22 protein-coding genes are annotated in these 23,768 nt (G+C 50.7%); 11 read left to right on the top strand and 11 right to left on the bottom strand.

Annotated elements, in window-relative coordinates; genetic code table 11:
* Positions 1-40: 40 nt before the first annotated feature.
* Entirely contained in the window at positions 41-1,627 is a 1,587-nt protein-coding gene (locus tag HJG54_RS03235) for a Na+/H+ antiporter (protein ID WP_316433339.1), read from the bottom strand.
* A gap of 142 nt (positions 1,628-1,769) precedes the next feature.
* Here HJG54_RS03235 and HJG54_RS03230 point away from each other — a divergent pair, with 142 nt between their 5' ends.
* Entirely contained in the window at positions 1,770-2,372 is a 603-nt protein-coding gene (locus HJG54_RS03230) for a Uma2 family endonuclease (protein WP_316433338.1), read from the top strand.
* A 116-nt stretch (positions 2,373-2,488) separates the two neighbouring features.
* Positions 2,489-4,042 carry a hydroxysqualene dehydroxylase gene (locus HJG54_RS03225; protein WP_316433337.1) on the top strand — a complete coding sequence of 518 codons (1,554 nt, stop codon included), beginning with the start codon at positions 2,489-2,491 and terminating at the stop codon, positions 4,040-4,042.
* A 109-nt stretch (positions 4,043-4,151) separates the two neighbouring features.
* Here the strand turns inward: HJG54_RS03225 and HJG54_RS03220 are convergent, their stop codons facing one another.
* The 3 genes from HJG54_RS03220 to HJG54_RS03210 all read right to left on the bottom strand — a co-directional run bounded on the left by HJG54_RS03220 (position 4,152) and on the right by HJG54_RS03210 (position 7,974).
* Positions 4,152-5,390, bottom strand: coding sequence for a sigma-70 family RNA polymerase sigma factor (locus tag HJG54_RS03220; RefSeq protein ID WP_316433336.1), 1,239 nt, complete (start codon positions 5,388-5,390; stop codon positions 4,152-4,154).
* Positions 5,391-6,085: 695 nt separating this feature from the next.
* Positions 6,086-6,349, bottom strand: coding sequence for a hypothetical protein (locus tag HJG54_RS03215; protein WP_316433335.1), 264 nt, complete (start codon positions 6,347-6,349; stop codon positions 6,086-6,088).
* A 572-nt stretch (positions 6,350-6,921) separates the two neighbouring features.
* Positions 6,922-7,974, bottom strand: a complete 1,053-nt coding sequence (locus tag HJG54_RS03210; protein WP_316433334.1) for a glucokinase — start codon at positions 7,972-7,974, stop codon at positions 6,922-6,924.
* 183 nt (positions 7,975-8,157) lie between these two features.
* On the opposite strand from HJG54_RS03210, the gene HJG54_RS03205 reads away from it, so the two are divergent.
* The 8 genes from HJG54_RS03205 to HJG54_RS03170 all read left to right on the top strand — a co-directional run bounded on the left by HJG54_RS03205 (position 8,158) and on the right by HJG54_RS03170 (position 17,616).
* A complete protein-coding gene (locus HJG54_RS03205; RefSeq protein WP_316433332.1) occupies positions 8,158-8,847 on the top strand; it encodes an N-acetylmannosamine-6-phosphate 2-epimerase in 690 nt (229 codons plus the stop codon).
* 144 nt (positions 8,848-8,991) lie between these two features.
* Entirely contained in the window at positions 8,992-11,124 is a 2,133-nt protein-coding gene (locus HJG54_RS03200) for a putative bifunctional diguanylate cyclase/phosphodiesterase (protein WP_316433331.1), read from the top strand.
* Positions 11,125-11,272: 148 nt separating this feature from the next.
* Positions 11,273-11,893: a TetR/AcrR family transcriptional regulator gene (locus HJG54_RS03195; protein ID WP_316433330.1), complete on the top strand. Its 621-nt coding sequence runs from the start codon at positions 11,273-11,275 to the stop codon at positions 11,891-11,893.
* Positions 11,894-12,290: 397 nt separating this feature from the next.
* A complete protein-coding gene (locus HJG54_RS03190; protein WP_316433329.1) occupies positions 12,291-12,914 on the top strand; it encodes a TMEM165/GDT1 family protein in 624 nt (207 codons plus the stop codon).
* A gap of 343 nt (positions 12,915-13,257) precedes the next feature.
* Positions 13,258-14,667, top strand: coding sequence for an N-acetylmuramoyl-L-alanine amidase (locus HJG54_RS03185; RefSeq protein ID WP_316433328.1), 1,410 nt, complete (start codon positions 13,258-13,260; stop codon positions 14,665-14,667).
* 37 nt (positions 14,668-14,704) lie between these two features.
* A complete protein-coding gene (locus tag HJG54_RS03180; protein ID WP_316433327.1) occupies positions 14,705-15,607 on the top strand; it encodes an inositol monophosphatase family protein in 903 nt (300 codons plus the stop codon).
* Between the two features lie 533 nt (positions 15,608-16,140).
* On the top strand, positions 16,141-16,572 hold the full coding sequence (locus HJG54_RS03175) for a pentapeptide repeat-containing protein (RefSeq protein ID WP_316433326.1): 432 nt from the start codon (positions 16,141-16,143) through the stop codon (positions 16,570-16,572).
* 342 nt (positions 16,573-16,914) lie between these two features.
* Positions 16,915-17,616, top strand: coding sequence for a Crp/Fnr family transcriptional regulator (locus HJG54_RS03170; RefSeq protein ID WP_316433325.1), 702 nt, complete (start codon positions 16,915-16,917; stop codon positions 17,614-17,616).
* 24 nt (positions 17,617-17,640) lie between these two features.
* Here the strand turns inward: HJG54_RS03170 and HJG54_RS03165 are convergent, their stop codons facing one another.
* The 3 genes from HJG54_RS03165 to HJG54_RS03155 form a co-directional block, all read right to left on the bottom strand.
* Positions 17,641-18,258: a hypothetical protein gene (locus tag HJG54_RS03165; RefSeq protein ID WP_316433324.1), complete on the bottom strand. Its 618-nt coding sequence runs from the start codon at positions 18,256-18,258 to the stop codon at positions 17,641-17,643.
* A 77-nt stretch (positions 18,259-18,335) separates the two neighbouring features.
* Positions 18,336-19,043, bottom strand: coding sequence for a cyclase family protein (locus HJG54_RS03160; RefSeq protein ID WP_316433323.1), 708 nt, complete (start codon positions 19,041-19,043; stop codon positions 18,336-18,338).
* Positions 19,040-19,387 carry a cupin domain-containing protein gene (locus HJG54_RS03155; RefSeq protein ID WP_316433322.1) on the bottom strand — a complete coding sequence of 116 codons (348 nt, stop codon included), beginning with the start codon at positions 19,385-19,387 and terminating at the stop codon, positions 19,040-19,042. Before HJG54_RS03155 ends, HJG54_RS03160 begins: the two co-directional genes overlap by 4 nt.
* A 262-nt stretch (positions 19,388-19,649) precedes the next feature.
* On the opposite strand from HJG54_RS03155, the gene HJG54_RS03150 reads away from it, so the two are divergent.
* Positions 19,650-20,576, top strand: a complete 927-nt coding sequence (locus tag HJG54_RS03150) for a methylenetetrahydrofolate reductase (protein WP_316433320.1) — start codon at positions 19,650-19,652, stop codon at positions 20,574-20,576.
* Between the two features lie 499 nt (positions 20,577-21,075).
* Here HJG54_RS03150 and ispD read toward each other — a convergent pair whose 3' ends face one another.
* The 4 genes from ispD to HJG54_RS03130 form a co-directional block, all read right to left on the bottom strand.
* Entirely contained in the window at positions 21,076-21,768 is a 693-nt protein-coding gene (ispD, locus tag HJG54_RS03145) for a 2-C-methyl-D-erythritol 4-phosphate cytidylyltransferase (RefSeq protein WP_316433319.1), read from the bottom strand.
* A gap of 51 nt (positions 21,769-21,819) precedes the next feature.
* On the bottom strand, positions 21,820-22,092 hold the full coding sequence (locus HJG54_RS03140) for a DUF2584 family protein (RefSeq protein ID WP_316433318.1): 273 nt from the start codon (positions 22,090-22,092) through the stop codon (positions 21,820-21,822).
* Between the two features lie 35 nt (positions 22,093-22,127).
* Complete coding sequence (locus HJG54_RS03135; RefSeq protein WP_316433317.1) at positions 22,128-22,502, bottom strand: hypothetical protein; 375 nt, start codon at positions 22,500-22,502, stop codon at positions 22,128-22,130.
* 111 nt (positions 22,503-22,613) lie between these two features.
* Positions 22,614-23,495 (bottom strand): MBL fold metallo-hydrolase, encoded by an 882-nt coding sequence (locus HJG54_RS03130; RefSeq protein ID WP_316433316.1) that lies wholly within the window; start codon positions 23,493-23,495, stop codon positions 22,614-22,616.
* Between the last annotated feature and the right edge of the window lie 273 nt (positions 23,496-23,768).

The following is a 23,768-nucleotide window of genomic DNA, read 5'->3' as shown; positions in this document are numbered from 1 at the left end:
CGCAACACTCAGGTATGGCTCGAGACTCTGTGCTTTAGACTCATGCTTGCAAAGTGTCGTTGCCTTCTGCAGTCTGTTGCAAGAAAGGAGCCAGTTCCCGATTCAGTCGTCCGGTTTGGACTAGCTCGGCGTAGGTATTGGCTTCCACACTCAACAGCTCTTCTCGCAGTTGGTCGGTGATGTAGTCGCGCAGATTGGGATAGCTGTTCTGGAGCTTGTCGATTTCGGTCTCTAACCGGCTAATTTCGCCTTTGAGCAGAGCTTCTTGATAGCGATAGAAATCTGGTTCGATGCCGGGACGGTCGTCAATTGTCTGAAGATACTCTAAAACTCGCTGCAGCGCCGCCAGCCGAGCCACCGATTCAGAGTACTGCTGTCGTAAGGGCTGGTCTCCTAGGAGATTCAGTTTTTGCAGTAACGGTTTGATTGTGAGTCCCTGCACTAATAGCGTAAATAACACTACGCCGAACACAGTGGAAATAATCATATCCCGCTCTGGCAGTTGGGTTGGCACACTCAACGCTAAGGCAATCGACACCGAACCCCGCAGTCCGCCCCACCATAGCACCGTCTGTTCGCCCAGCGATAAATCCGTTTCGGTGATCACATTACTTAATTTACCCAGACCATAGACACTAATGGCTCGCGTTACGATCATGCCGCCGATAGCAATGGCGATGATGCCAAGATTTCCCACTAGATTGGTGTAGCGCACCTGATCGCCAATCAACAGAAAAATAATTGAATTGACAAAAAAGGCGAGAAATTCCCAAAACTCGGTAACAATAATCCGGGTGCGGGGATTCATCCCAATCCGGGAGCCGAAGTTGCCCAAAATCAACCCCGTAATCACCGCGCTAATCACACCTGAGCCGCCAAACTCTTCAGCTAGCAGATAGCTACCATAGGCTGATACCAACGTCAGCGATTGCTCTACCAGCGGCAAATCAAACCGTTGCGTCAGAAACGAAATGCCAAATCCCAGTAATCCTCCTACCGCAAGGCCGACTCCAACCACCTGAATGAACTGAATCAGTGTGGTTTGTAGCGTTGGTTCAATCGTTCCCAAGGAGGATGCCACCAGAAATTCGAAGGCAACTACGGCCATCCCATCATTGAACAAGCTTTCGCCTTCCATCACTGTCGATAGGCGGCTGCCGACCCCTAATTCGCGAAACAAGGCAATCACCGAAACCGGATCGGTGGCGGAGAGGCTGGCTCCCAGCAGCAGGGCCGTCGTTAGCGTCAGTCCAGCCAGTTGGTTCAGTCCTAGCGTCACGCCCACGACCGAAATCACTACCCCAAATACGGCATAAAGGCTGATCGGCACGAGGTTCCGCTTCAGTTCGGACCATTTCAGATTCCAGGCCGCCTCAAATAACAGCGGTGGCAAGAAGATCGACAGGATCAATTCTGGAGACAAGTCCGCTAGCCGCACATCGATAAAGGCCAACCCTAGTCCCACGATCACCAGCAACAGGGTATAGGGAATTTGGCGCAACCAACTAAAAACCTGTGGTAATGTTGCTACGCCTAACGAGATCGACAAAACTAACAAAAACTGTTTCAGATTGGCCTCAATCATTTCCTCGCCCTGAACAGCATTCAGCGCCGACGCAATTTCCATAATCGTTGAGATGATCAGTGAGATGAATAGAATACCTCGCTAATCATAGTCGCCTGTTTCGCGTCAGTCTACCTGGACCATCTTGGTCTAGCCTAGTAGTGATGCTGCCTTCTCTGATAATCTCTACATTTTGTAATTGACTATGGTCGCTGTCACTGTAAAGCTATCTCCACCCTTTGAACTTACAGATGAAGCCTTCTATCAACTCTGCCAGAACAACCCCGATGGTAAGTTTGAGCGGACATCAAACGGAGAATTAGTCGTCATGTCACCGGTCGGCGGAGAAGGAGGTAAGCGCGAAGCTGACCTAATTATTGATTTGGGCCTATGGAATCGTCAAAACAGTTTGGGAGTTGTCTTCAGCTCTTCCTCTGGATTCAAGCTGCCCAATGGTGCTGATCGTTCTCCGGACGCTGCCTGGGTCAAGCAAGCCAGATGGGATGCTTTGACTTCAGAACAAAAGCGTCGCTTTCCCCCCATTGCTCCAGACTTCGTGATTGAACTGCGCTCTGAATCAGATGAGTTGGAAGTGCTCCGTGCCAAAATGCGGGAATACATTGATAATGGCGTACTGCTGGGTTGGCTGATCAACCCTCAAGATCGACAGGTAGAAATTTATCGCCCAGAACAACCCGTCGAAGTGCTTGATGCCCCAGTTAGTTTATCTGGCGAGGATCTCTTGCCTGGATTTGTATTAGATCTCAGCCGGATTTTTGAGCAAAAATTTGACGAATTGGTGGCATAGAAACAGTGGGATCGATCCAGCAATCGAGCCATCGTAGGGGTGGATATTTGAGAGCCAGTGCTGAGTGCAAAATTTCCCTAGACAGTGAAGCGCAATTTCGGTTGGAAAGAAGAATCATGTCTCAGGATTCACAGCGTCCGCGTATTGTCGTGATTGGAGCAGGGTGGGCCGGTCTGGGAGCCACCTATCACCTGGCGCAGCAAGGATACGATGTCACCTTACTAGAAGCAGGAGCCTATCCTGGTGGGCTAGTAGCCGGCTGGAAAACGACGCAGGGACGCTCAGTTGAGGCTGGCATTCATGGGTTTTGGTACCCCTATCGCAATATTTTTTCTCTAGTGGATCAGTTGGGCTTGCAGCCCTTTACCGACTGGACGCGCTCGGCTCAGTATTCCCCTACCGGATTAGAAGTGGAATCGCCCATTTTTCAGGCTGAACCCTGGCTGCCCACTCCCCTCGGCACCTTTCTGTATCCCAACTTCCGCCGATTGCCCCTCAGCGACCGTCTTTCGGCCCTGCCACTGCTCTATGCCTTGATCGACTTTGACAATTCAGACGAGGCTTGGCGGTGCTACGATCCGGTAACGGCCCGTGAGCTGTTTAAGCAGTTTGGAGTTTCGGCAAGGCTCTATCGCGATTCGTTTGAACCAATGCTGTTGGTGGGACTGTTTGCACCCGGTGAACAATGCTCTGCTGCGGCAGCCCTGGGAATGCTCTACTACTTCATCCTGGCCCATCAGCCCAACTTCGATGTGGTTTGGTGTCGCGGTACGGTGGGAGAACTGATCTTTCGCCCTTGGTTACAGCGAATCGAGCAGCTAGGCGGACGGGTGCTGACCAATCGACGTGTTACCGATATTGTGTTGGAGAACAGCGAGCAAAATGGGGATCGATTGGCAGCGCCAGCCCAATCTTACCTGCGAGCCAAAGCGGTGATTTGTGGCGAGGAGCGCTTTGCAGCCGATGGCGTGATTTTTGCGGTGGGCGTGACCGGCATGCAGAAGATAGTCAGTAACAGCTCTAGCTTGCGGCGCTTACCGCAATTTTGTAATTTGATGAATCTGGGTGCGGTGGATGTGTTGGCAACTCGTCTGTGGTTTGACTGCAGGGTGAAGGTGCCCTTACCATCCAACGCTTGCTTTGGGTTTGATGCCACCACGGGCTGGACATTTTTTGATCTAAACGCCCTGCACAATGAATGGCAAGATGCGTCGGGCAGCGTTATCGAGGCGGATTTCTACCATGCTAATCAGCTTTTGCCGTTGGACGATGAGCAGATCGTGGCTAAAGTTCAGCGCGATCTGGCAACCTGCGTTCCAGAATTTCGTACCGCCATGGTGGTAGATAGCAGCGTAATTCGCCTGCCGCGAGCGGTTACTCATTTTGCGCCAGGCAGCTATGCCTCAATGTTGCCAGGAACCACCTGCATCGAAAATGTTTGGATGAGCGGCGATTGGATTGTCAGCCGGCATGGATCTTGGTCGCAGGAAAAAGCCTATGTGACTGGCCTAGAGGCGGCTAACCAGGTGATCGCTCAGCTCAGGATGGGCACTCCTGCGGCCATTATCCCAGTAGAACCCGATGAGGCCCACATTCAACTAGCGCGCTGGCTAAATCAAAGCGCTAGAAGATCGATTGGTCAACTGCTGCCCAATATTTGGTTGCCTTAAAGGAAGAGGCAAAAACCGAGAAACAAAATTCCGTGGAGACAAACGGTTGTTCACCCCCACGGAGCTGAGAATTGAATACACAGATGTTAATTCCGAAATGGATGGAAAACTAGAATACGAGATCAATGCTGACTTTTTTGGTCTTAGTCAGACTTTTCAACCGAGTCATCGCATTGCGCTCGATCTGGCGCACCCGTTCTCTAGAGAGGTTCAAAATATTCCCAACCTCTTGTAGAGATCTGGCAGTACCGTCATCCAAGCCAAATCGCAAAATGATCACCTGTCTTTCTTTTTCTTTTAGCTCGCTGAGCAGATCGGCTACCATCTCTTGCTGAGTCATGGCATCCAACATGCTATCCGGGCTTTGATGATGCTCATCTGCGATCAGATCACCCAACTCTCTGTCTTCGTCCTTCCCGACTCGATGTGATAGCGAAGCGGTGGCGTTACTCTTGACAGATTCAATGATGTTCTTAGCTTTAGTCTCATCGATCCCCGATGCTTCTGCGACCTCAGCCAGGGTGGGAGCATGTCCCAACTGACCGGTTAAGATAGCGCGGCTTCTTCTTAGCTTGTTGTACTTCTCGCTAATGTGAATCGGCAGGCGGATCATGTTGTCCTGTTCGGCAATGGCGCGAGTGATGCCTTGTCTAATCCACCAGTAGGCATAGGTTGAGAACTTATAGCCTTTGCTGATCTCAAACTTTTCTGCCCCGCGACGCAGTCCTACCGTCCCTTCCTGGATCAAGTCTAGAAAATCTAACCGCTTCGACTTGTTGAGATATTTTTTGGCGACAGCTACTACCAAGCGGAGGTTGTGGACAACCAGCTTATCCACCGCTTGTTGATAGGCTTTCATCGTTCGCTGCACCTGTTCTGGCGTTGCTTCAGCTGCTTCAGCCCATTGTTCTAATGTCGGTAAGGCATCGCCTAGCCCAAACTTCTCCTGCGCTCGTTGCTGAGCAGCTAGTAGGGCTTGACCTTGCTCGATTTGCCGACCGTAGACGATTTCCTGTTCAGCCGTCAGCAGTGGAAATTTACCAATCGCGACCAAATATTGCCGGACCGCATCCCCAAGATAGGTCGAGTCGGCTTTATTTGCTGCGGTAAATTGCACATCAACGCTATCCAGTAAACCATCATCGATCCCAAGCTCTGGCTCTGATTCCAATACGGGGATCACAGCAGTTGGCTCAACTGGGCTGAGTCCGCTCTGCTGACTGAGATCAACCTTGCTGGAGTCAAGCGTTATCTCCGGCTCAGGGATAGAACGACGAGCGGTTTTATGAGTAAAGGGCACCTTGCCAGCCTTAGGGGCGGCTCGTTTTCGTTGAGTTGTAATGATCATAGAGCTGTCTCCTATAGATAATCCGCTTATATGCAGGCCAATCAACTGCCATACAAAACCTTCGGATGTCACCATACAGAGAAACCTCCGCACGATACATCCTCTGACCTGGGGATTGACAATCACCCGACCCGGTCAAGTAGGCAGCTACTACTAATTCTTTCAAAGCTCACCACAAAATAACGGGAAGAGATGAGGGGGAAAACCGTCCTGAGCCTCCCGTTTGTAGCTAGAGCTTGAAATTGTATGAGGGTCTATTTATTGTAAAGCTGGATGCGCCATTTGCGCAGAATTGATATTCTCTTATTTTTCTGCTCCAGCTTATACCGTTTTACACTATTCGTAATTAATCTTTGCTTTTCATAATCTGACGCTGATGTCAAATCACAAACCCATCATGACGAATATTTGCCTATAAATTTTCCTTATCCAAAGAATAAGGTATACGAACAGCGACGCTCCAACACTGGCACGATGCGTCGCGTAAACGCACTTACAAGCTTACTCACAGCAGCTACTCTCTGGGGCGGATCGGTTAAAGCTTTTTGAGTAAGCTTCTCTGGTCATTGAGCTGCACAATCGTCAGGCAGCAGTTTCGTTGTGAGTGAATCAATACGCGGATCAACCCTGCGCGTAACCGCCTCGACTTCTAGCTAACGTTGCTCTTCTGGCTGAGCCTGACTCGCAAATTGAGATCAGCGAATTGACAACAGGCCGGCATTGGAACCCGCTTGGTTCTGATTGCTTGCAACGTCAGCATTTAAGCTACAGGCTTGTACACTCGACCGTGATACAACCCGCAATTCATGCGGATAGCGAGGGCAAGGGTCATTCTTGAGCCAAATCGGTGGCACCATTGTTAGGTCGTAGCCAACCACCGTATCTACAACACCAGGACGCGATTTCAGTTCGACTGTTAAACCCGGCAAATATTCAAACGCTTCGTCCCAATCAATCATCGGACCCAATCCCAAATATAAAAAATCAGTATCTATTGCTACTATTCTAGGGGCAATAGCAGCTGTAAACAAGAATTTTGTAACTAAAGATACAATTTTTTATTTTTGTCAAATTTCCTGCCAAGCGGCAGTTGCAAAGTGTAGGTAATTAGGAGGCAGCTTGCATTAAACATCAGCATTGATAGACACTAGATGCTGGCAACTGAAGTCACGCCTACGCAGACGAAACCTGCGTCCGCGAGTTGCTCATTATCAACCTGATGCTTGAAGGCTAGCGGGTTGAGCTGGCAGCGGTAACTTTGCAAGAAGTGATTTCGCATCTATAACCGCTATAGACAAACGCTTTGTAAAGCAATAGCTAACTATACTCATAAGTAATAGTTAAGGTTGGCTGATATACCAGTTCTACGCAAACAACTATGTTGCAGAGAATCCGGCGAGTAAGGCTTTCTTTAACCAAATGTCATGATATAGGAACATGTGGTGATTGATTCAAGCAAACATTGCTTTACATTTCTAGCCATCCATGCATTACGAGTAGTTTTAGGCTGCTAGCCTGGATAGGGATCCTGCTACAGCTTTAGTGCATAAAGCGAAGCTCCAATTAGCCCAACATTTTGATTCAAAATTACGTGGACGGGGATTCGCTCCATCAGAGGCCGCATGCGTCCCTTATCGTTCATGGATTTGATGAAAATACCTGACTTTAGCAGCGGCAGGTTTTTCGCCGCTACCCCACCCGCAATATAAAGCCCACCATAGGGCAACAATTTCAAGGCTAAGTTGCCAGCTTCTGCGCCATAAAGTTCTGCAAACAGCTCCATTGTTTTTTTACAGAGTGGATCCTGTTGCTCTGCCGCTGCCACTGCAATGACTGCAGCTGGGTCAATTGATTTTTCGGTCAGGCCGGCTTCTCCTTCCCAGGTGCGAATGGCGCTAGCTACCTCGGGCGATTCGCCAATTGCCTGCCGGTCGCGCAGGAACTGGTAGATGGCTACAATGCCCATGCCCGACACCACTCGTTCTACCGAAATTCGCGAGAGGCTGAGTTTGTCTCGCAGATATTTCAAAAGCTGAAATTCCAATTCTGAGCGGGGAGCGAAGTCTGTGTGTCCCCCTTCGGTCCCAAACACACGATACTGATCGTCAACTGGAATTAAAAAGCCTTCGCCCAACCCGGTGCCAGCACCAATTACAGCAATGGGTGCATGACGCTGGAGTTCTCCTTCCTGTAAGGTGTAAAGGTCGGATGGTTCCAGGCCAGCGATGCCGTGTCCGACCGCACCAAAATCGTTTAACAGCTCAACTCTGGCAATGCCTAGGTCGCGCTGTAGCCGAGCGCCGTCTAGAAACCAGGATAAGTTGGTCAGGTTACAAGTATTGTTAATCACAGGTCCAGCAATCGAAAAGCAGGCCTTCTCCGGAGCGGGCATGTAGCCTAATTCCACCGCCGCTTCGGTCAGAAATTTGCGCACTAGCGGCACCAGATCGACAAATTCAGCGCTAATGAAACGCCTCTCATATAGAGTGGTTAACTTGGGGATACCTGTTTCGCTGGGAGAGGCTTCCGCTAACCGCAGAATGGTCTTTGTGCCGCCTGTATCTCCTGCCAGTAGCTGTGTCATGGTATACGCTTGGGTGAACTGGAATAATTTGCTTCTCTATTCAAGCTTAGTTTCTCAGCCATGCTGTGAGATCCGCCTTGAGCGGTTTCAAATCCGAGGCAATTTATGATTAACTGGGGGTGAACGATAGGCCAGAGACTGGCTTGATCAGGCTTGATCAATATTCCGATTCCTCCACCCTTTATGCCAGAGTCTTCTTCGGTAATTCAGCAATTGCACCAGGGTTTGATTGTTTCTTGCCAAGCGCCCATTGAATCGCCTCTGCATGATCCGAATGTAATTGCTGCAATGGCGGAGGCTGCCGTGAATCGCGGTGCGGTAGGAGTCCGGATTGACACACCGTCTCATATTCAAGCGGTGCGGCAGCGAGTCGATGTGCCGATCATTGGCCTTTGGAAACAGCAGCTCCCAGGCTATCAGGTTTACATTACACCCCAGTTTGATCACGCCAAAATTATTGCTGTTGCCGGTGCCGATATTATTGCGATTGATGCTACCTTACGCCCACGTCCAAACGGTGAAACGGTTGCTGGCTTGATTCAACAAATTCACCAGCAGCTCGACAAACCCGTGATGGCCGATGTGGACAGCCTGGATGCTGCGCTGCAAGCTGCCGCAGCTGGCGCCGATCTGGTCGGTACCACGCTTTATGGGTATACGTCAGCAACCGAGCACCTCACCCCACCGGGCTTTGATCTACTTGGCCAAATGGTAGAGCAGCTGGAGGTTCCCGTAATTTGCGAAGGCGGCATTGCTTCACCCAAAATGGCCCAACAGGCGCTCGACCTAGGGGCCTACGCGATTGTAGTTGGCACAGCAATTACGGGTATCGACGCCCTTGTCACGGCTTACTGTGCAGCCCTGCAAAATTAGTTTGTGTAAACATCGATGTGAGCATCAAGCGGATCTGCATCCAACCGCTTATCCAAATTGAGCATTGAGCTAAATTGTGGGAATTCTGAAAATACTCTCGGTTGGACCTTATGTTTCACTCGATCGAGGTGGATCCCATGAGCTATGTGCAAATCAGTCCGTATCCTTTTAGCCGAAGATGATCCCGAAGATATTATCTTAATTGCTGGGTTAATTGCTCAATTTCAGACCTATCCTGAACAACGGTATGAGCTGGAACAGGTAGAAACCTTTGAAGCCGTTCTGCAATCGTTAGCGCAACAACAGCACCAGGTTTATCTACTCAACAGCCGGCTAGGGCAACACAGTGTCTTGGGACTCGTACATGAGTCAATCTTTGATAACTATAAAGGGATGATTCTATTCTTGACCGACAGCCCCGAGGAACAGGCGGTTTTTCGGTTGAGCGGCATCACCTGTTTCTCAAAGGCGGATTTGACAGTCTCACTGTTGGAGTATGTGATTCACGCTCTGCAAGAAAAGCAGCAGCTCAGCATGGCGCTGGATCAGCTACACCAGAATGAGGAACGCTATTTGCTTGCTTTCGCAGGAACCGGCGATGGCCTCTGGGATTGGAACCTAGAAACCAATGGCATCTTCTTTTCGCCTCAGTGGAAACGGATGCTAGGACACCAGGAAACCGAGATTGACAGTTGCCCCGACGCTTGGTTGGAGCGAATTCACCCAGAGGATCGCTATTGGGTCCAGCGAGAACTGACTGCTCACCTAGAAGGATTGAGCTGGCGATTTGAAAGCGAATATCGAATTTTGCATCAAGATGGTAGCTATCGCTGGGTGCTCAGTCGCGGCCAAGTGGTCCGGAACGCTCTTGGGAAAGCCATTCGGTTTGTAGGCATTCAAACTGATGTGACTGGCCTCAAACATGTTGAAGAACGGCTCGTTCATGATGCGTTATACGATACTCTGACTGGTCTACCCAACCGGGTTTTCCTGATGGAACGCTTAAGGTCCGCTGGCGATTTGGCCCGTTGTAAACCCGACTATTTATTCGCGGTTTTGTTTATTGATCTAGACCGCTTCAAGATGATCAATGACAGTCTAGGGCATGCCATTGGCGATCAGCTTCTGAGTGAAATATCACGGCGGCTTCTAACCTGCCTGCGCCCCAACGATACGGTTGCCCGATTGGGGGGAGATGAATTTGTTGTGCTGCTGGAGAACATCAAAATCCATGATCAGGTGATTATGGCTGCTCAGAAAATTCTGCAGGAACTGTCCGCTCCATTCAATTTGGAAGGGCGAGAAATTTTCACCAGCGCCAGTATTGGCATTACCTTCAGCAGCATTGGCTTTAACCGTCCAGACGATCTGCTGCGCGATGCCGATCTCGCTATGTACCGGGCTAAAACCCAGGGAAGAGGCCGCTATCAAATTTTTCATCCCCGCATGCACAGTTCGGCAGTGGCCTTGCTGCAAATGGAAACGGACCTGCGGCGAGCGATCGAGCGGCAAGAATTACGCTTGCACTACCAGCCCATAGTCTCTCTGCGCACCAATCGCCTCGTGGGGTTTGAAGCTCTGATTCGCTGGCAGCACCCCCAGCAGGGGCTAATTTCACCGGCCAAGTTTGTACCGATTGCCGAAGAAAGCGGCTTGATTAACTCAATTGGCGAATGGGTGTTGCGAGAAGCTTGCCGTCAGATGCGCCAATGGCAAAAGCAGTTCCCCGACTGGCAACCCCTGACGGTGAACATTAATCTTTCCAGTAAGCAGTTTACGCCCTACTTAGTTGACCAAGTGTACCAAATTTTGCAAGAAACCGAACTGGCTGGTGAATACCTGAAGCTAGAGATTACCGAAAGCGTCCTAATGGGCCATGCCGAATCGGCGATTACCACGCTGACTCAGTTGAAGCAACTTGGCATTCAGTTGGCGATTGATGATTTTGGCACTGGCTATTCTTCTCTTAGCTATCTGCATCGGTTTCCGATTGACACGCTCAAGGTCGATCGCTCCTTTATTCAGCGGGTAGATATCGATGGCGAACAATTGGCAATCGTGCGAACCATCATTACCCTGGCCTGGAATCTGGGCATGGAGGTGGTGGCTGAAGGGGTGGAGACTCCCAAGCAATTAGCTCAGCTCCGCTCGCTCCGCTGTGAATACGCCCAAGGCTATTTGTTTTCCCAACCGCGAGATGTGCAAGCGATCGAAACCCTGTTGACGCAGGAACTAGAGCAGGGCCAGTTTAAGCCGTTTGGCAACCGCAGTGTGTAGAATTGCTAAATTTCCTGGGATTGCGCAGCGATTTGCATCAACCTTTTGATCAATTCAGTAATAATCTGTAAAGTTTTACGGATTACCCCATCACTTCAGCAGGTAATACCGCTAATATCGGCTAAATAACCCTAGGTAATTTGCTATTATGCGCCCTGTTTTCTCCAATGCTTCGACTGAGGTAGAAACCCAAACTCGCATTTTACAAGCCGCTAGGAAGCTGTTTGCTCGCCACGGCTATGATGGTACGACCACGCGGGATTTGGCGCAGGAAGCTGGTGTTGCTGAGGGGACAATTTTCCGTCACTTCGAAAATAAAAAAGCGATTTTGATCGAGGTTGCCACTCAAGGTTGGGTCGAAATTCTGACGGATTTGCTCACCGAGTTGAGTGAAATGGCCAGTTACAAAGCCATCGCTCAGGTGATGCGGAAACGGATGCTGAACCTACACCAAAATGCTGATCTGCTGCGGGTTTGCTTCATGGAAGCGCAGTTTCATCCAGACCTACGCGAACAAATTCAGTCTGAGGTGATCACTAAAATGACGGATGTGGCGGAAGCTTTTTTTGAAACGGCAATGGATCAGGGCATCTATCGCCGCATGAATCCTCGAATTGTGGCTCAAGTTTTCTTAGGCATGTTTACCATTGCCGGGTTCAGTCGAGACACGATTATGCCTGGTGATTCGTCTCCCCAAGCCATGCTGGAGATGGCTGAAGGCATGGCCGATATTTTCCTAAATGGGGTGCTGGCTGCGCCTGCTTCTTAAAACTTGGTTACTCAAGTGCCTGACTATCCATTTTGCCTCTACCTATTGACAGAGAACAGCATCAAACGTTAGATTCATCCTGAAGCGAAGGGGAGTAGCTGCTAGCATAGAGGCACTTTTGAGCCTTTCTTAAAAAGGTTTTTCAGCCAATTTCTCGTAGGCTAGACTACTTAAGTCAACATACTGGTGATGAACCTGGCTTAAGTGACAGGCGCTGATCGCTTAAAGTCTGGATGAAGCAAGGTAGGGTAAAGCCGTGTTTTCATTCTGAGCGTTCAGAGGCTTGTAAGTGAGACCTTCACTAAGTTCACAGATGTGAGCTTGGTGGAGTCTTATTGGTTCATCAAGCTCACTCAAATCCATTGATTCCCTACCGATTTGAGAGAGGAGCTTGAGGATGTTGACTGCTTTTACCGCAGGGCTTTTATTAATTACCGTTTCCGAACTGGGCGATAAGACGTTTTTTATTGCCGCTATTTTGGCGATGCGTCATCCCCGGCGTTGGGTGTTTGTAGGGGCAGTGGCAGCCTTGGCTCTGATGACCATTTTGTCAGTGCTATTTGGTCAGGCGGCTACCCTACTGCCAGCCGTTTATGTGCATTGGGCTAAAGTGCTCTTGTTTATGGGCTTTGGCTTCAAATTACTCTACAACGCTAGTCAGATGACGGATCAAGCCTGCGTGGAAGAGCAGCAAGAAGCACTGATGGCGGTTAAGCAGGCTGAAGAAAAGCTGCCCAAGCGGCATACTCCCTTTGCCATTGTCACAGAAGCCTTTGGGTTGACCTTTTTAGCAGAGTGGGGCGATCGCACTCAGATCGCTACGATTGCCCTTGCGGCGGCTAACAATCCAATCGGTGTGGCGTTAGGCGCTATTCTAGGTCATGCTGTTTGCGCCGCCATTGCAGTAGTTTGCGGGCGAATGGTGTGTGGCCGTATTTCTGAACGCACGATTACTATGCTGGGCGGTACGCTATTCCTGATTTTTGCTGCTGTTGGTTTGTATGAACTGCTGCATGCTTAAGGATAGCAAGTAACGAGTAAGGTAGGATTTGTTACTGGCTCTGCATTTGCTCTAATCGTTGATTAGGGTCTGGGTGGCTTCAATTACTGAGTTGGCTAGGGCATTGGTAGCGAAAAAGATCTCGCCCCTCGACCCGAAGAAGCCGTTCTTTGATATCGTGGATGCGGGTAGAAGTCATGATGTCCTCAGGGGGCTTGCTGCTCTGACTGGGATAGATTTTGCTGCTGTTTGTCTCCCCATTCTGTAAGGTCAATCGAGTCCCAGATTTACTCACTTCATCGACCTCATTTACTCCCAATCCTTGAGTGATCAATCGCGATAATCGCGAGGAGCCATCCGAATTGTGAAACTTCCCTGGTTAATGTCCGGCGTGCTGGGCACCCTCAGTGTTTTGTTAATTTCCCTATCTGCAGAAGCCGCGAGGCTACAGTCCTGGCAGTTCAATCAGGCTCAGAACCAGCTTATCTTCAGTACCGATGAGCCGGTTCAACCAAGAGTCCAGCTTTTGACTGATCCGGTGCGGTTGGTCATTGACCTACCCAACACGTCATTAGAGCGCAGGCGCATCCGCGAAGATGGAGACGGAGCCATCGACGAGATTGAAATCCGCCGCGAAGACGATGATACTGCCCGAATCGTGATCGAATTGGAGAACGAATACACGATTGACCCCGCTCAGGTAATCGTACAGGGCACCAGCCAAACGGGCTGGAGTGTGCAACTGCCGCCTCCCAGACGCCTCAGTCGAGCTGAGCGCCGCGCTAACCGTGACCGTGAAACCCGCATTCCGATCGAAGTCATTCCCTATGTTGATGCAGCTGTGATTCAAACGGTTGAAGTCGCTACCAACGGTCGAGGTGTGACAATTCGGGCCGATCAACCTCTGACCAACTATACCAGCGGCTGGGACCAGACTACCTCCACCTATCAAATTCGCATTCCTCAAGCTCGCTTGGCTAGAGATTTCACGAACCCTACGTTGGATAACCGCAGCCCATTGCTAAGCCTGCGTGCCCAACAAGCTGAAAGCGGTGTGATAATTGGCTTACAACCCGCACCGGGTGTACAAATTGGTGAAATTAGCCGGGTCAGTCAGTCGCTTGCGCTGAGCTTGGCTGGGCGTCCCCAGCGGCGGTTTGTTCCGGGTGAAACCACTCGGACGCGCATCCTGCCTCCCCTAGACCAACTGCCAAATGTGGCAAACCAGCGCGTTTTGATTGTGATCGATCCAGGTCATGGCGGACGCGATCCGGGGGCGATTGGCATTGGGGGTCTACGGGAGACCGATATTGTTCTGGAGGTGAGTTTGCGGGTAGCCGAACTGCTGCAACAGAATGGAGCTGAGATTATTCTGACCCGCGCCGATGAGCGTGAAGTGGGCCTTGAACCTCGCGTTGCTCTGGCTAATCGCGCCAACGCCGATATTTTTGTCAGCATCCACGCCAATGCCATCAGCATGAGCCGCCCTGATGTCAATGGGGTCGAAACCTATTTTTACTCGTCTGCTGCTGGTCGAGAGTTATCCGCCTACCTGCTAGACAGCTTGCTGGAGGCAACTGGCATGAACAATCGCGGTGTCAAAGAAGCCAGATTTTTTGTTTTGCGACGCACTAACATGCCAGCTAGTCTGGTTGAATTGGGATTTGTGACGGGTGCAGAAGATGCTCCTAGACTGGCCGACTCCAACTTTCGTGAGCTTCTGGCCAAAGCTGTTGCTCGTGGAATCCTGCAATACATTGTCGATACTTTCTAGTCGCTACCGTTGAGTGGATGCTTTAGCGAGAATACAGTTGACTACTTCCACTCCACCCCTGATCATGCCACCCTTCACCGCTGCCCAAATTCAAGCCATGCGTCAATTGATGCAATGCTGCGGACAGACCGCCCAGCAAATGGCTGCCCACGAGTTTCAGGTGTATGAAAAAGGCAAGCACGACTATGTCACTGACGTGGATCGTGCTTTGGACCGGCAACTCACTGCAGGATTGACACGTTTGTTTCCGGCAGATTGCATCATTAGCGAAGAAAATCCAGATTCCTGGAGCGCCTTTGCTACCCCTTCCGATCGACAGTGGTTTGTCGATCCATTAGATGGTACTGATGACTTTATTCACGGCCGCTCCCACTATGCGGTCATGGCCGGACTGCTCGTGAGGCATCAGCCAGTGGCGGGTTGGATCTACGCTCCAGCGGTTCATCAGCTTTATTACGGTGGTTCTGAGATTGGCCTATTTCAAGCAACAGGAATGGCCTCCGCAGAACCACTCCAGCCGGTCGAGCCGGCCCATCCGTCCGCCAACTTCTGCCCCATTCTGTTGGGATATAGAGATCAGAAACGTTTTGGTAGCGCCATTGCTCATCTGATTCCTGCTGCTCAGTTTAGCTCGATTGGCAGTTTTGGCCTCAAGGTGCTGCAAGTCATCTGCGGTCAGGCTGGACTGTACCTGTACCTGAATCGCCGCGTCAAACTATGGGACACCACAGCTCCGGTTGCCTTGGCCCAAGCGGCTGGCTTGGTTTGTTGCGACTTAAACGGCGAACCCTTACGATTCATGCCCGATGGAATTGATGCCCAGTCCTTGGCCCATCAGCAGCCCATCATTATTGGCTGGCGTAGCTATGTGACGGCTTTGTTACCCTGCCTGCAGCAAGCCGTTTTAGAGTGCTGCCCGTTACCGGAACAACGATTTTAGTAGGCTCTGCCTCTAGCCGCATAGAATGAATGCAGACGGCGGCATTTCCTTCATTTGGGTGAGGCAATTTTGAGCCTGACACTCTACGCTATAAGTAGGCTAGAAAAAGCTAGAAAGCCCATAATAACCATCTTGTTGGTGACTGCTAAGTTTTGGTGGCTACTAGGTGTGATTGCGAATGTAGTTTGAGCCGTGTTCTTGTTTGAGTTGGTGAATCTGTCCGTGTGAGTCAAATCGGTTTGAGTTGGAGAAGCAGGTTAGGAGATATCGCTTCACGGCTCTGGTTAATGCTTTGATTGAAACTTGCCAACTGGATATTCCATAGATTCCATAGCAACGCTATGCGTGGGTTAAGCTCCAGCCATTCTTAAGGACTTAAGCGACTGATTGAACCGGTGGGCGACTGGGGTTTAGCGTTGTCCTGTGACACCGAGGCTTGGCTGTGCTTTCGGAATTTGCAGTATTGCCTCTGTAGCTAATCAGAAGGCCGTTGAAGCAACCGCGTAGCATCTCGATTTTACGGAGGACGGATTATGAAGCGTTCTATTTTAGCAACACTGACTTTGTTGCCGACCTTATTGCTGACGCTCCCAGCTCAAGCGGAAAACCCGGCCCATGTGCAGCAACTCCTTGATACTCGCGCCTGTGCGGGTTGCGACCTCCGGGATGCCGATCTCAGCCAAGCTCATTTGATTGGGGCTGATTTGCGCGGCACTGATTTGCGCGGTGCCGACTTGACGGGTGTGAATTTAGAAGGCGCAGACCTAACGGGTGCCGATCTAGAAGGCGCTAACCTGACGGGTGCCTATCTCACCAATGCCAGCCTCAATGAAGCCAACCTGACCAGCGTCAATTTAACTCGTGCTGTCATATATCATGCGGATGTAACCGGCGCAACCATGCAGGCCTTGAATTTAACCGATGCTCAAATCTACGGTACTAGCATCAGTATTGGTGGCGAATAGATAACTTGATAAACTTTTGTCAAAAGTTGGGGTAGACTCTGGGCTATGATCTCTGTGAGTCTGCCCCTTAGGCTTATTTTGGTCTAACGGGATTAAACTTGAACAGTTACAACTAAGCCAACCATTAAAACTTAATTAAAACTAAACTCAGTTAATTCATCTAACTGAGAAAAAATCGGCTACGCTGGGATGGGGACAGTTGGCAATCGACAATGTCCTTCTAGTTTGTCTAGTTTCTGACTTGGTACAGTTTTCGGGGTGTATAAGTTCTGATTGTTTCTGATTGTTTTTTCTGATTTCTGTCTGCTTCACTGCTCCCTCTATTGTTAGTGGCATGGTTCCATGCACGATCGGTACAATTCCCGCGAAACACGGGATGCTTCGCTAATTCGTTCTAATCCTTTCTTCAAGGGTTTGCCAGAGGCTAGCGTTGAGCAAGCCTTGGCTCATGTTGTTGTGCGAAACCATCCTCCTAACCAGGTGCTGCTTCTCGAAAACGATTGGGGCAGCTCAGTATATTTTATTCTAGACGGTTGGGTAAAAATTCGGACTTACAATTTAGATGGTAAGGAGGTAACGCTCAACATTTTAGGTAAGGGTGAGCTATTTGGCGAAATGGCAGCACTCGACGAAGTCCCCCGGTCCACGGATGTGATTACGCTGGTTCCTACCATCATTGGCAATATGCCAGCTCAGGATTTCGTACAATTACTGACAAACGAACCCCAGTCCGGTATCCGTCTAGCACAGTTAATGGCTCGTCGTTTGCGGCAGGTTAACCGACGTTTGCGGCTGCGAGAGTCGGATAGCGTTTCGCGAGTAGCGGACATTTTGTTGTTTTTGGCCGATGGGCAAGGCAAGCCTGGTGAACAAGGTATCGAAATTCCCAATTTGCCCCATCGGGAGTTGAGTAGCCTCAGTGGTTTAGCTAGAGAAACCGTCACCCGCGTCCTCAGCAAGCTGGAAAAGAAAGGGTTAATCCAGCGGGAGCGAGATATTCTCTGCATCCCCGATGTGGCCGCCTTGGAACGAACTCTGGTCTGAAGGGCTGAAACTAGCCTCCAACTCCTATTCTCTGATCTGCTGGCGATGCTCTCGACAAAAGGTCTTCACCGCGGCTACGGTCACCGCTCGCTCAAAATCTGCCGGGAGGTGAGCATCTGTTCTGATCTCGGCCAATTCCTGCACTGTGCTGCCGTTGGCCAAGAAAGAGCAAATCGACTGGGCGTAGGCTTCGACTTTGTCGCGGTCCAAGGTTTGGGCATAGCTGAGCGTTTCAGCACTGGCCACTTCACGGAATTCTTGCCAAAAATCGCCGGTTTCGTACCAGGCCCAATTGCGCTGCTGCTCACAGTACTCACTCAAGGGCACTACCTGTCCCTGTGGATCAATCGCTAAATAGCCCGACAGCTGATACAGATGGCAAACTCCCAGTGTTCCTGGCTTAAATGCAGGCGGTTGCTCTGCCGTTGGCCTAGAAAGCCGCTCTCGCTGAAATTGGAGGCGCTGACGGGCATAGCCTTCGTGGGCGGTACTATGACCTGCCAATAGGGTTAGCAAAATTCCGCAGGTCAGCAACCCGACCTGCCCCACAACAATGGATTGGTGTAGAATGTTGTGCTGTTGAAATCGGAGCTGCTGCAACTGCTGCTGCAAGTTGGCTGAAGTCAATCGTAGTTTACCCATAAGGAAGGCTAGAGCAGGACCATACTCAAGATTCCCAAGTCGCCCCAAGATGCAGCAGTGAGTTGCCGAGTAACCTTCTATACTGCCGAAATCAAGGCCAATACCCTGGCAGGGCTGCCCGAACCGCCTTGAACCGGCAATCCTCCGATTACCAGAGTTGCACCCGTTGGAGGCAGTTGATCGAGTCCAGCCAAACATTCCAGAATGAGGCCGTCAGCTTCATAGATAGCCATGCTGGCGGCGTAGGTAGGATCGCTTCCCGGATCGACTCCATGCGTATCGGTTCCCAGGCCAACAATGTGGCGTTCTGCAATCAGAAAGGCCACGGCCTCTGCCCCAAAGCCCGGAAAGTGACAGGTTCCTTGCGCATCTCGGTTAAAAAAGCTAGGAGAATGGCTCCAGCGATCTTGCCAGCCGGTAAACAGAATCACAAGGCTACCGGACGGAACTAGCCCATGCCTTGCCTCCCAAGCTTCGACATCGGCCAAAGAAAGGCAGTAATCGGGGTTGAGTGCAGCCGATTCACGCCTATCCAACACCACGGCCGGAACCACCAGCTCCTGTGCCGTAAACTGATCGGCGCTTCTGGCGTTGGGAATGAAACTGTTGGGTGTGCCCCAGTGGGTACCGCTATGCTCACCGATGGTCAGGCGATTGATCATGTAGCCTTCCTGGTCGTAGCTAGCCCAGGGTTGGATTTTGATGGCCGGATCGCCTGCCCAGAGGGGCATGGTAGCAGTGAGGGGATGGGTCAGGTCTACCACGCGCCAAGGCATTTGGTTCATTGGCTTGGCTCCACCCGCAGGCCAAAATAGGTCAGCACCAGCTCTTCGGAACCCGTATTGCGGACTTCATGCTGCTCACCCGGTTCCACCGCCACACAGGTGCCGACCGTCAGGGCATACTCCTGGCTATCAATGCAAATCAGTCCAGCGCCCGCCTCGACAAAAAACACCTCGCACATATCGGTGTGAGCGTGGGCTGCGGCAACCTGGCCGGGGGCAAACCGAGCTTGGGAGAAGTTGGTCAGGTGGGGAAGCTCACCCAAACGCAGCATTACCTTCTTTTTGATAGCCGGATTGTGGGACACTGATTCTTCAGGCAAGTCATTCAGAGCAATTCGTTTCATTGGCTGCCAGTGGGTGAAATTTCTTCTATCACTCCATAGTGTGCAGCAAATCTAACCGGACCAGCAGATTGCGGAACTTGCAACGACGATGATTTGTTAAAAAAACACAAAACCTGAGCCAATCCCAAAAAGCCAATGAATTCGTACATTCAGACAGAGGAATTTAAACATTGAGTCTATAGACTCATAAATAGCGTTGCAGTCGGCTGCTTCTGGCTATACCTACTCAACTTTGCTTTTCCGAATCTTCTACTGAATGATCATGTCCAATTCTTCTCCGGCTGAACTAGCGTTTCCGATTTCCCGCTTCCAGCAAGCAGTTGAGGCAAAAGAGTTCTTGATTACCGCAGAGGTGATGCCCCCCAAAGGCGGCGATCCAACTCACATGCTGCAAATGGCCCAATTGCTGAAAGGGCGCGTGCACGCCATGAATATTACCGATGGCAGTCGCGCAGTGCTGCGGATGTCTTCGCTAGCGGCGGCAGTTTTGCTACGACAGCATGGACTGGAACCTGTCTGTCAAATGGCTTGTCGCGACCGGAATGTGATTGGTCTACAAGCTGATCTGATGGGCGCTCAGGCTTTGGGAATTCAGAACATCCTGGCGCTGACTGGCGACCCAATCAAGGCCGGCGACCATCCCACTGCTCGCGGCGTATTCGAGCTAGAGTCGGTGCGGCTCCTGAAGCTGATTGATAAGCTCAACCGAGGTGTAGATTTCAACGACAAACCTTTACCGGATGGAGCCACGGCTCTGTTCGCGGGAGCCGCGGTAGACCCTCAATGTCCGAGCTGGTCTGGGCTACAACGCCGGTTTGAACGCAAAGTAGAGGCAGGAGCAAAGTTCTTTCAGAGCCAGCTGATCTCGGACTTTGACCGCTTGGAAAAATTCATGGATCAAATTGCTGCAGGTTGCAACAAGCCGATCCTGGCCGGAATTTTCTTGCTAAAGTCAGCCAAAAATGCCCAGTTTATCAACCGCAATGTTCCGGGCGTACAGATTCCGCAAGATTTGATCGATCGGTTAGAACGGGCGACGGATCCGCTGGACGAAGGAGTACAAATTGCGGCAGAGCAAGTCAAACTGGCGCGTCAGCTTTGCCAAGGGGTTCACATTATGGCGGTGAGGCGGGAAGATTTGATTCCGCAAATTCTGGACCGGGCGGGAGTTGCAGCAGTAGCTGGATGAGACTGCAACGCCCTTCAGGTCTGCCGTTTGCTCTACTGTACAAGGTGATTCATCGTTGCTTTACAAGTGCTTCATCGCTGCTTCATTCTTTTTGAATGGGTCAAACCCCTCTTGTAAAGTTTTTATCTAATTGTCATTATTATCACCAGTGACGATTTTCAGGAACTCCAGCCCTCAAACAAACCCTGTTTGGGGGTTTTCGTATTTTAAACCATCTTGACTTAGAATCAGCAGGAGGTGATATCGATGTTGTCTTAAGTTACTCAATCAGTATTGCTTGTAAATGATATCACGTAGATACCATAAACCACTACCCTTTTCGATATCTAGATATTATTTGCTGAGCGTCATTGCTGAGCGACCAGAAGCGAGTTGAGATAGGTGAAGATGCGATCGAGTTCTCCAATCGCGTTAAGCTCTGCTGCTTCCTCTGGAGTGAGGGCATCCGTTTTGTTGATTTCCACCGTCCCTGCTTCTGCCCCTGTTTCTCACTGAAATCCTATGGGAGCATCGAGCGTTGTTTCAGAATGAACTCAGCGATTGCCAAATCCACCGGCGTAGTTACTTTCAGGTTGGTTTCTTCTCCGAGCACAATTTTCACCGGTAGACCACACTGCTCGAATAAGGCGGCATCATCGGTGACTTCCCAACCCTGACGAATGCCCTGCTCGTGGCACTGAAGGAGATCCTGTACCACGAATCCTTGCGGTGTTTGGGCCGCCCAGAGGTTGCTGCGGTCTGGCGTTGCGGTGATCAGTTGAGTCGGAGCATCCACTACTTTGATTGTGTCTTTCACGGGGATAGCGGCGATTAGCCCTAAGCAGTCCCGCAGAGCCTCAGCGCAGTGATCAAACAAATCGGGTGTAGCCAGACAGCGGGCACCATCGTGAATCAGAACCCGATCTGCCGTTGTGGGCAACCCCTTGAGGCCGCAATAAACCGATTCTTGCCGGGTGGCCCCCCCCTGAATGAACTGCACCGTATCTTCCAGTCCAAGCTGCGCCACAATCGCTTTGAAGTTTTGCCAATCACAGGGTTGCCCAATAATGCCAATCCACTCGATTGATTCGGCCTGTTTCGCGGCTTGTAGCGTCCAGGCTAGCACCGGTTGACCCAATAGCGGCAGCAGCAGTTTGTTGCGTTCACTGCCCATACGGCGACCCGATCCGGCAGCTGGAATTAACAAATGCACGATTAGATACCCCTGCAATAATCAGAGTTGGGATGCGGCGCTCCGATCCGTTTACTCCTCAATTTTGACCGAAAAGGGAGTCTCGTAAAGCCGGTTAATTGTAAAGCTGAGCGTAGTTGTGTTGTCTTGCCAGACTAGTTGATGAATGATCACATCGGCGTAAGCTAGCCATGCTTCATCTACCAGGGGCAGCGGCACATCGAGCGGAATAATCCGATAACCTGACTTAATCGCCTGATGGGACGCATTCAGCAACAGCGGTTCCGGAAAATCTTGACCACGAGCCAGCTTCAAAATGCTATTGACTTGACAGGGCATTCCCATCGGTATTGCTCTCACAATGTATTTGTGGTGTGTATTTATGGTGTATTGGCGGTTGCGGGCACCTTCTGCTCTAGGCGATTTTTTAGATCCGCCATCAAATCCTGATTCGAGCGATGCGCTTCCCATTTGCCCGAATACAGCCAGCCAATGCGCCAATTGCCCGCCATCGAGTTGGCATCCTCGGCAATTGTGCCGGAATAATCGACCGGATTGGGTGAGCTGGTGAGATAGCGTTTGGTAAACCGAATGCTGCGCCCAACCACCTCACCACTGAGCTGTGCTTCGCCCAAATAATTGTCGTCGAGCATGCTGCCGCTGAGGGAATTACCGCTTTGCACAAAGGTGGCTTCAAAGCGAGTGGGTAGACCATTCTGCCAGTAGGTTCCAAGCCAAGTGCCGCTAATATCCATGAGGCAATCGGGCCAATCACATCCCTTTCACCCTATCATCCCTACACCGGTTCACCCCACCTGACTTTGTTGCCTTCTAACTCAAACTGCGGTTGCCCCCAACCTTAAAGTTTAAAACTTCCCTTTCCCTTCCATCCAGGCTAGGCATTGCTGCATTTGCTGCCGCATGGTGGCTCGGTCGCTGTGGAAGCGGCGTCCGTGGCCGGGAAGTACCCATTCAAACGAGTAGTTGGCTAAGCGTTGCATGGAGTGAGTTAATTCAGTCCAGGAGTACCAGCAGGCACTGCGAAAGGCGTAAAGATGATTCAACTGCGGGGACCAGGCCAAGTGATCGCCGGTAAACAGAAACCTTTGGTCGTAGAGCAGAACCGTGTGGCCTTTGGTATGACCGGGCACCGGAATAATCAGCAAATCCGGAGCAAATTGAATTGGGTCTAGGCCAGTGAGTTTAATTTCAACATCGCGAGTGCTGCTGCTGATTTCATCCTGATGCAAAATCCGTTCGCAACCAAAATGCTGACGAAACTTTTGGTGATCGGCCACATCGTCGCGATGGGTGAGGTAGAGGTAGCGCACGCCTCCGAGCTGTTCCAAACGTTTGACCAGGGGTGGTGCAAACCGGGGGGAGTCAACCAGCACGTTACCTTCGGGGCGCTGAATCAGATAGCTCGCGGCTCCAAATGAGCGTTCAGCGTGATAGCCACAGTGATATACTCGCTCGGCTAGCTGATTCGGTAGACTGTCTTGGGCTTGTTTGATATCAGTCGGTTTTTCGATCGTGCCAATTGATGCGGTTGGGCAGGATAGCAGCGCCTGCATTGCTCGTAGGCGTTCAGTTTCATTGGTTGGCTGATGATAGACCGCCGACTGATCGCCAATTTCGTAGAATACTTCTGGTGCCATCCAGCGGCAGGTATCGCAATCAATGCAGGTGGAATCGACGTAGAAATCGCCTTCCGTGTTTTCGGGACGGCGTTGGGTTAAATGAGCCATGTCAAACTCGCTCCTAGCCAAATCTGCAGGTTATAGTCATTAGTTAAGGTAGTCATTCAGTGCATCTTCGCAGACACTCGTTTCCTCTCTACTTGTCTATCGCTGAAAAATTTGCCTAATGATTTTGTCTGATGATTCTGTAGGCACTATCTCTATTGTGGAAAATCTTTCACAGATCAGGGTGCTTTGGTTTAATTTCTACCCCAGTTCTGCACTTTCCATCGATACCTTGTTCGGCTGAGTCAAGGGAGCTGAAGTCGGCAGCGGGAATTC

This window comes from Leptolyngbya sp. NK1-12, assembly GCF_032598965.1.
Classification (GTDB): domain Bacteria; phylum Cyanobacteriota; class Cyanobacteriia; order Elainellales; family Elainellaceae; genus Elainella.
This window is presented reverse-complemented; position numbering and strand designations above follow the sequence as displayed.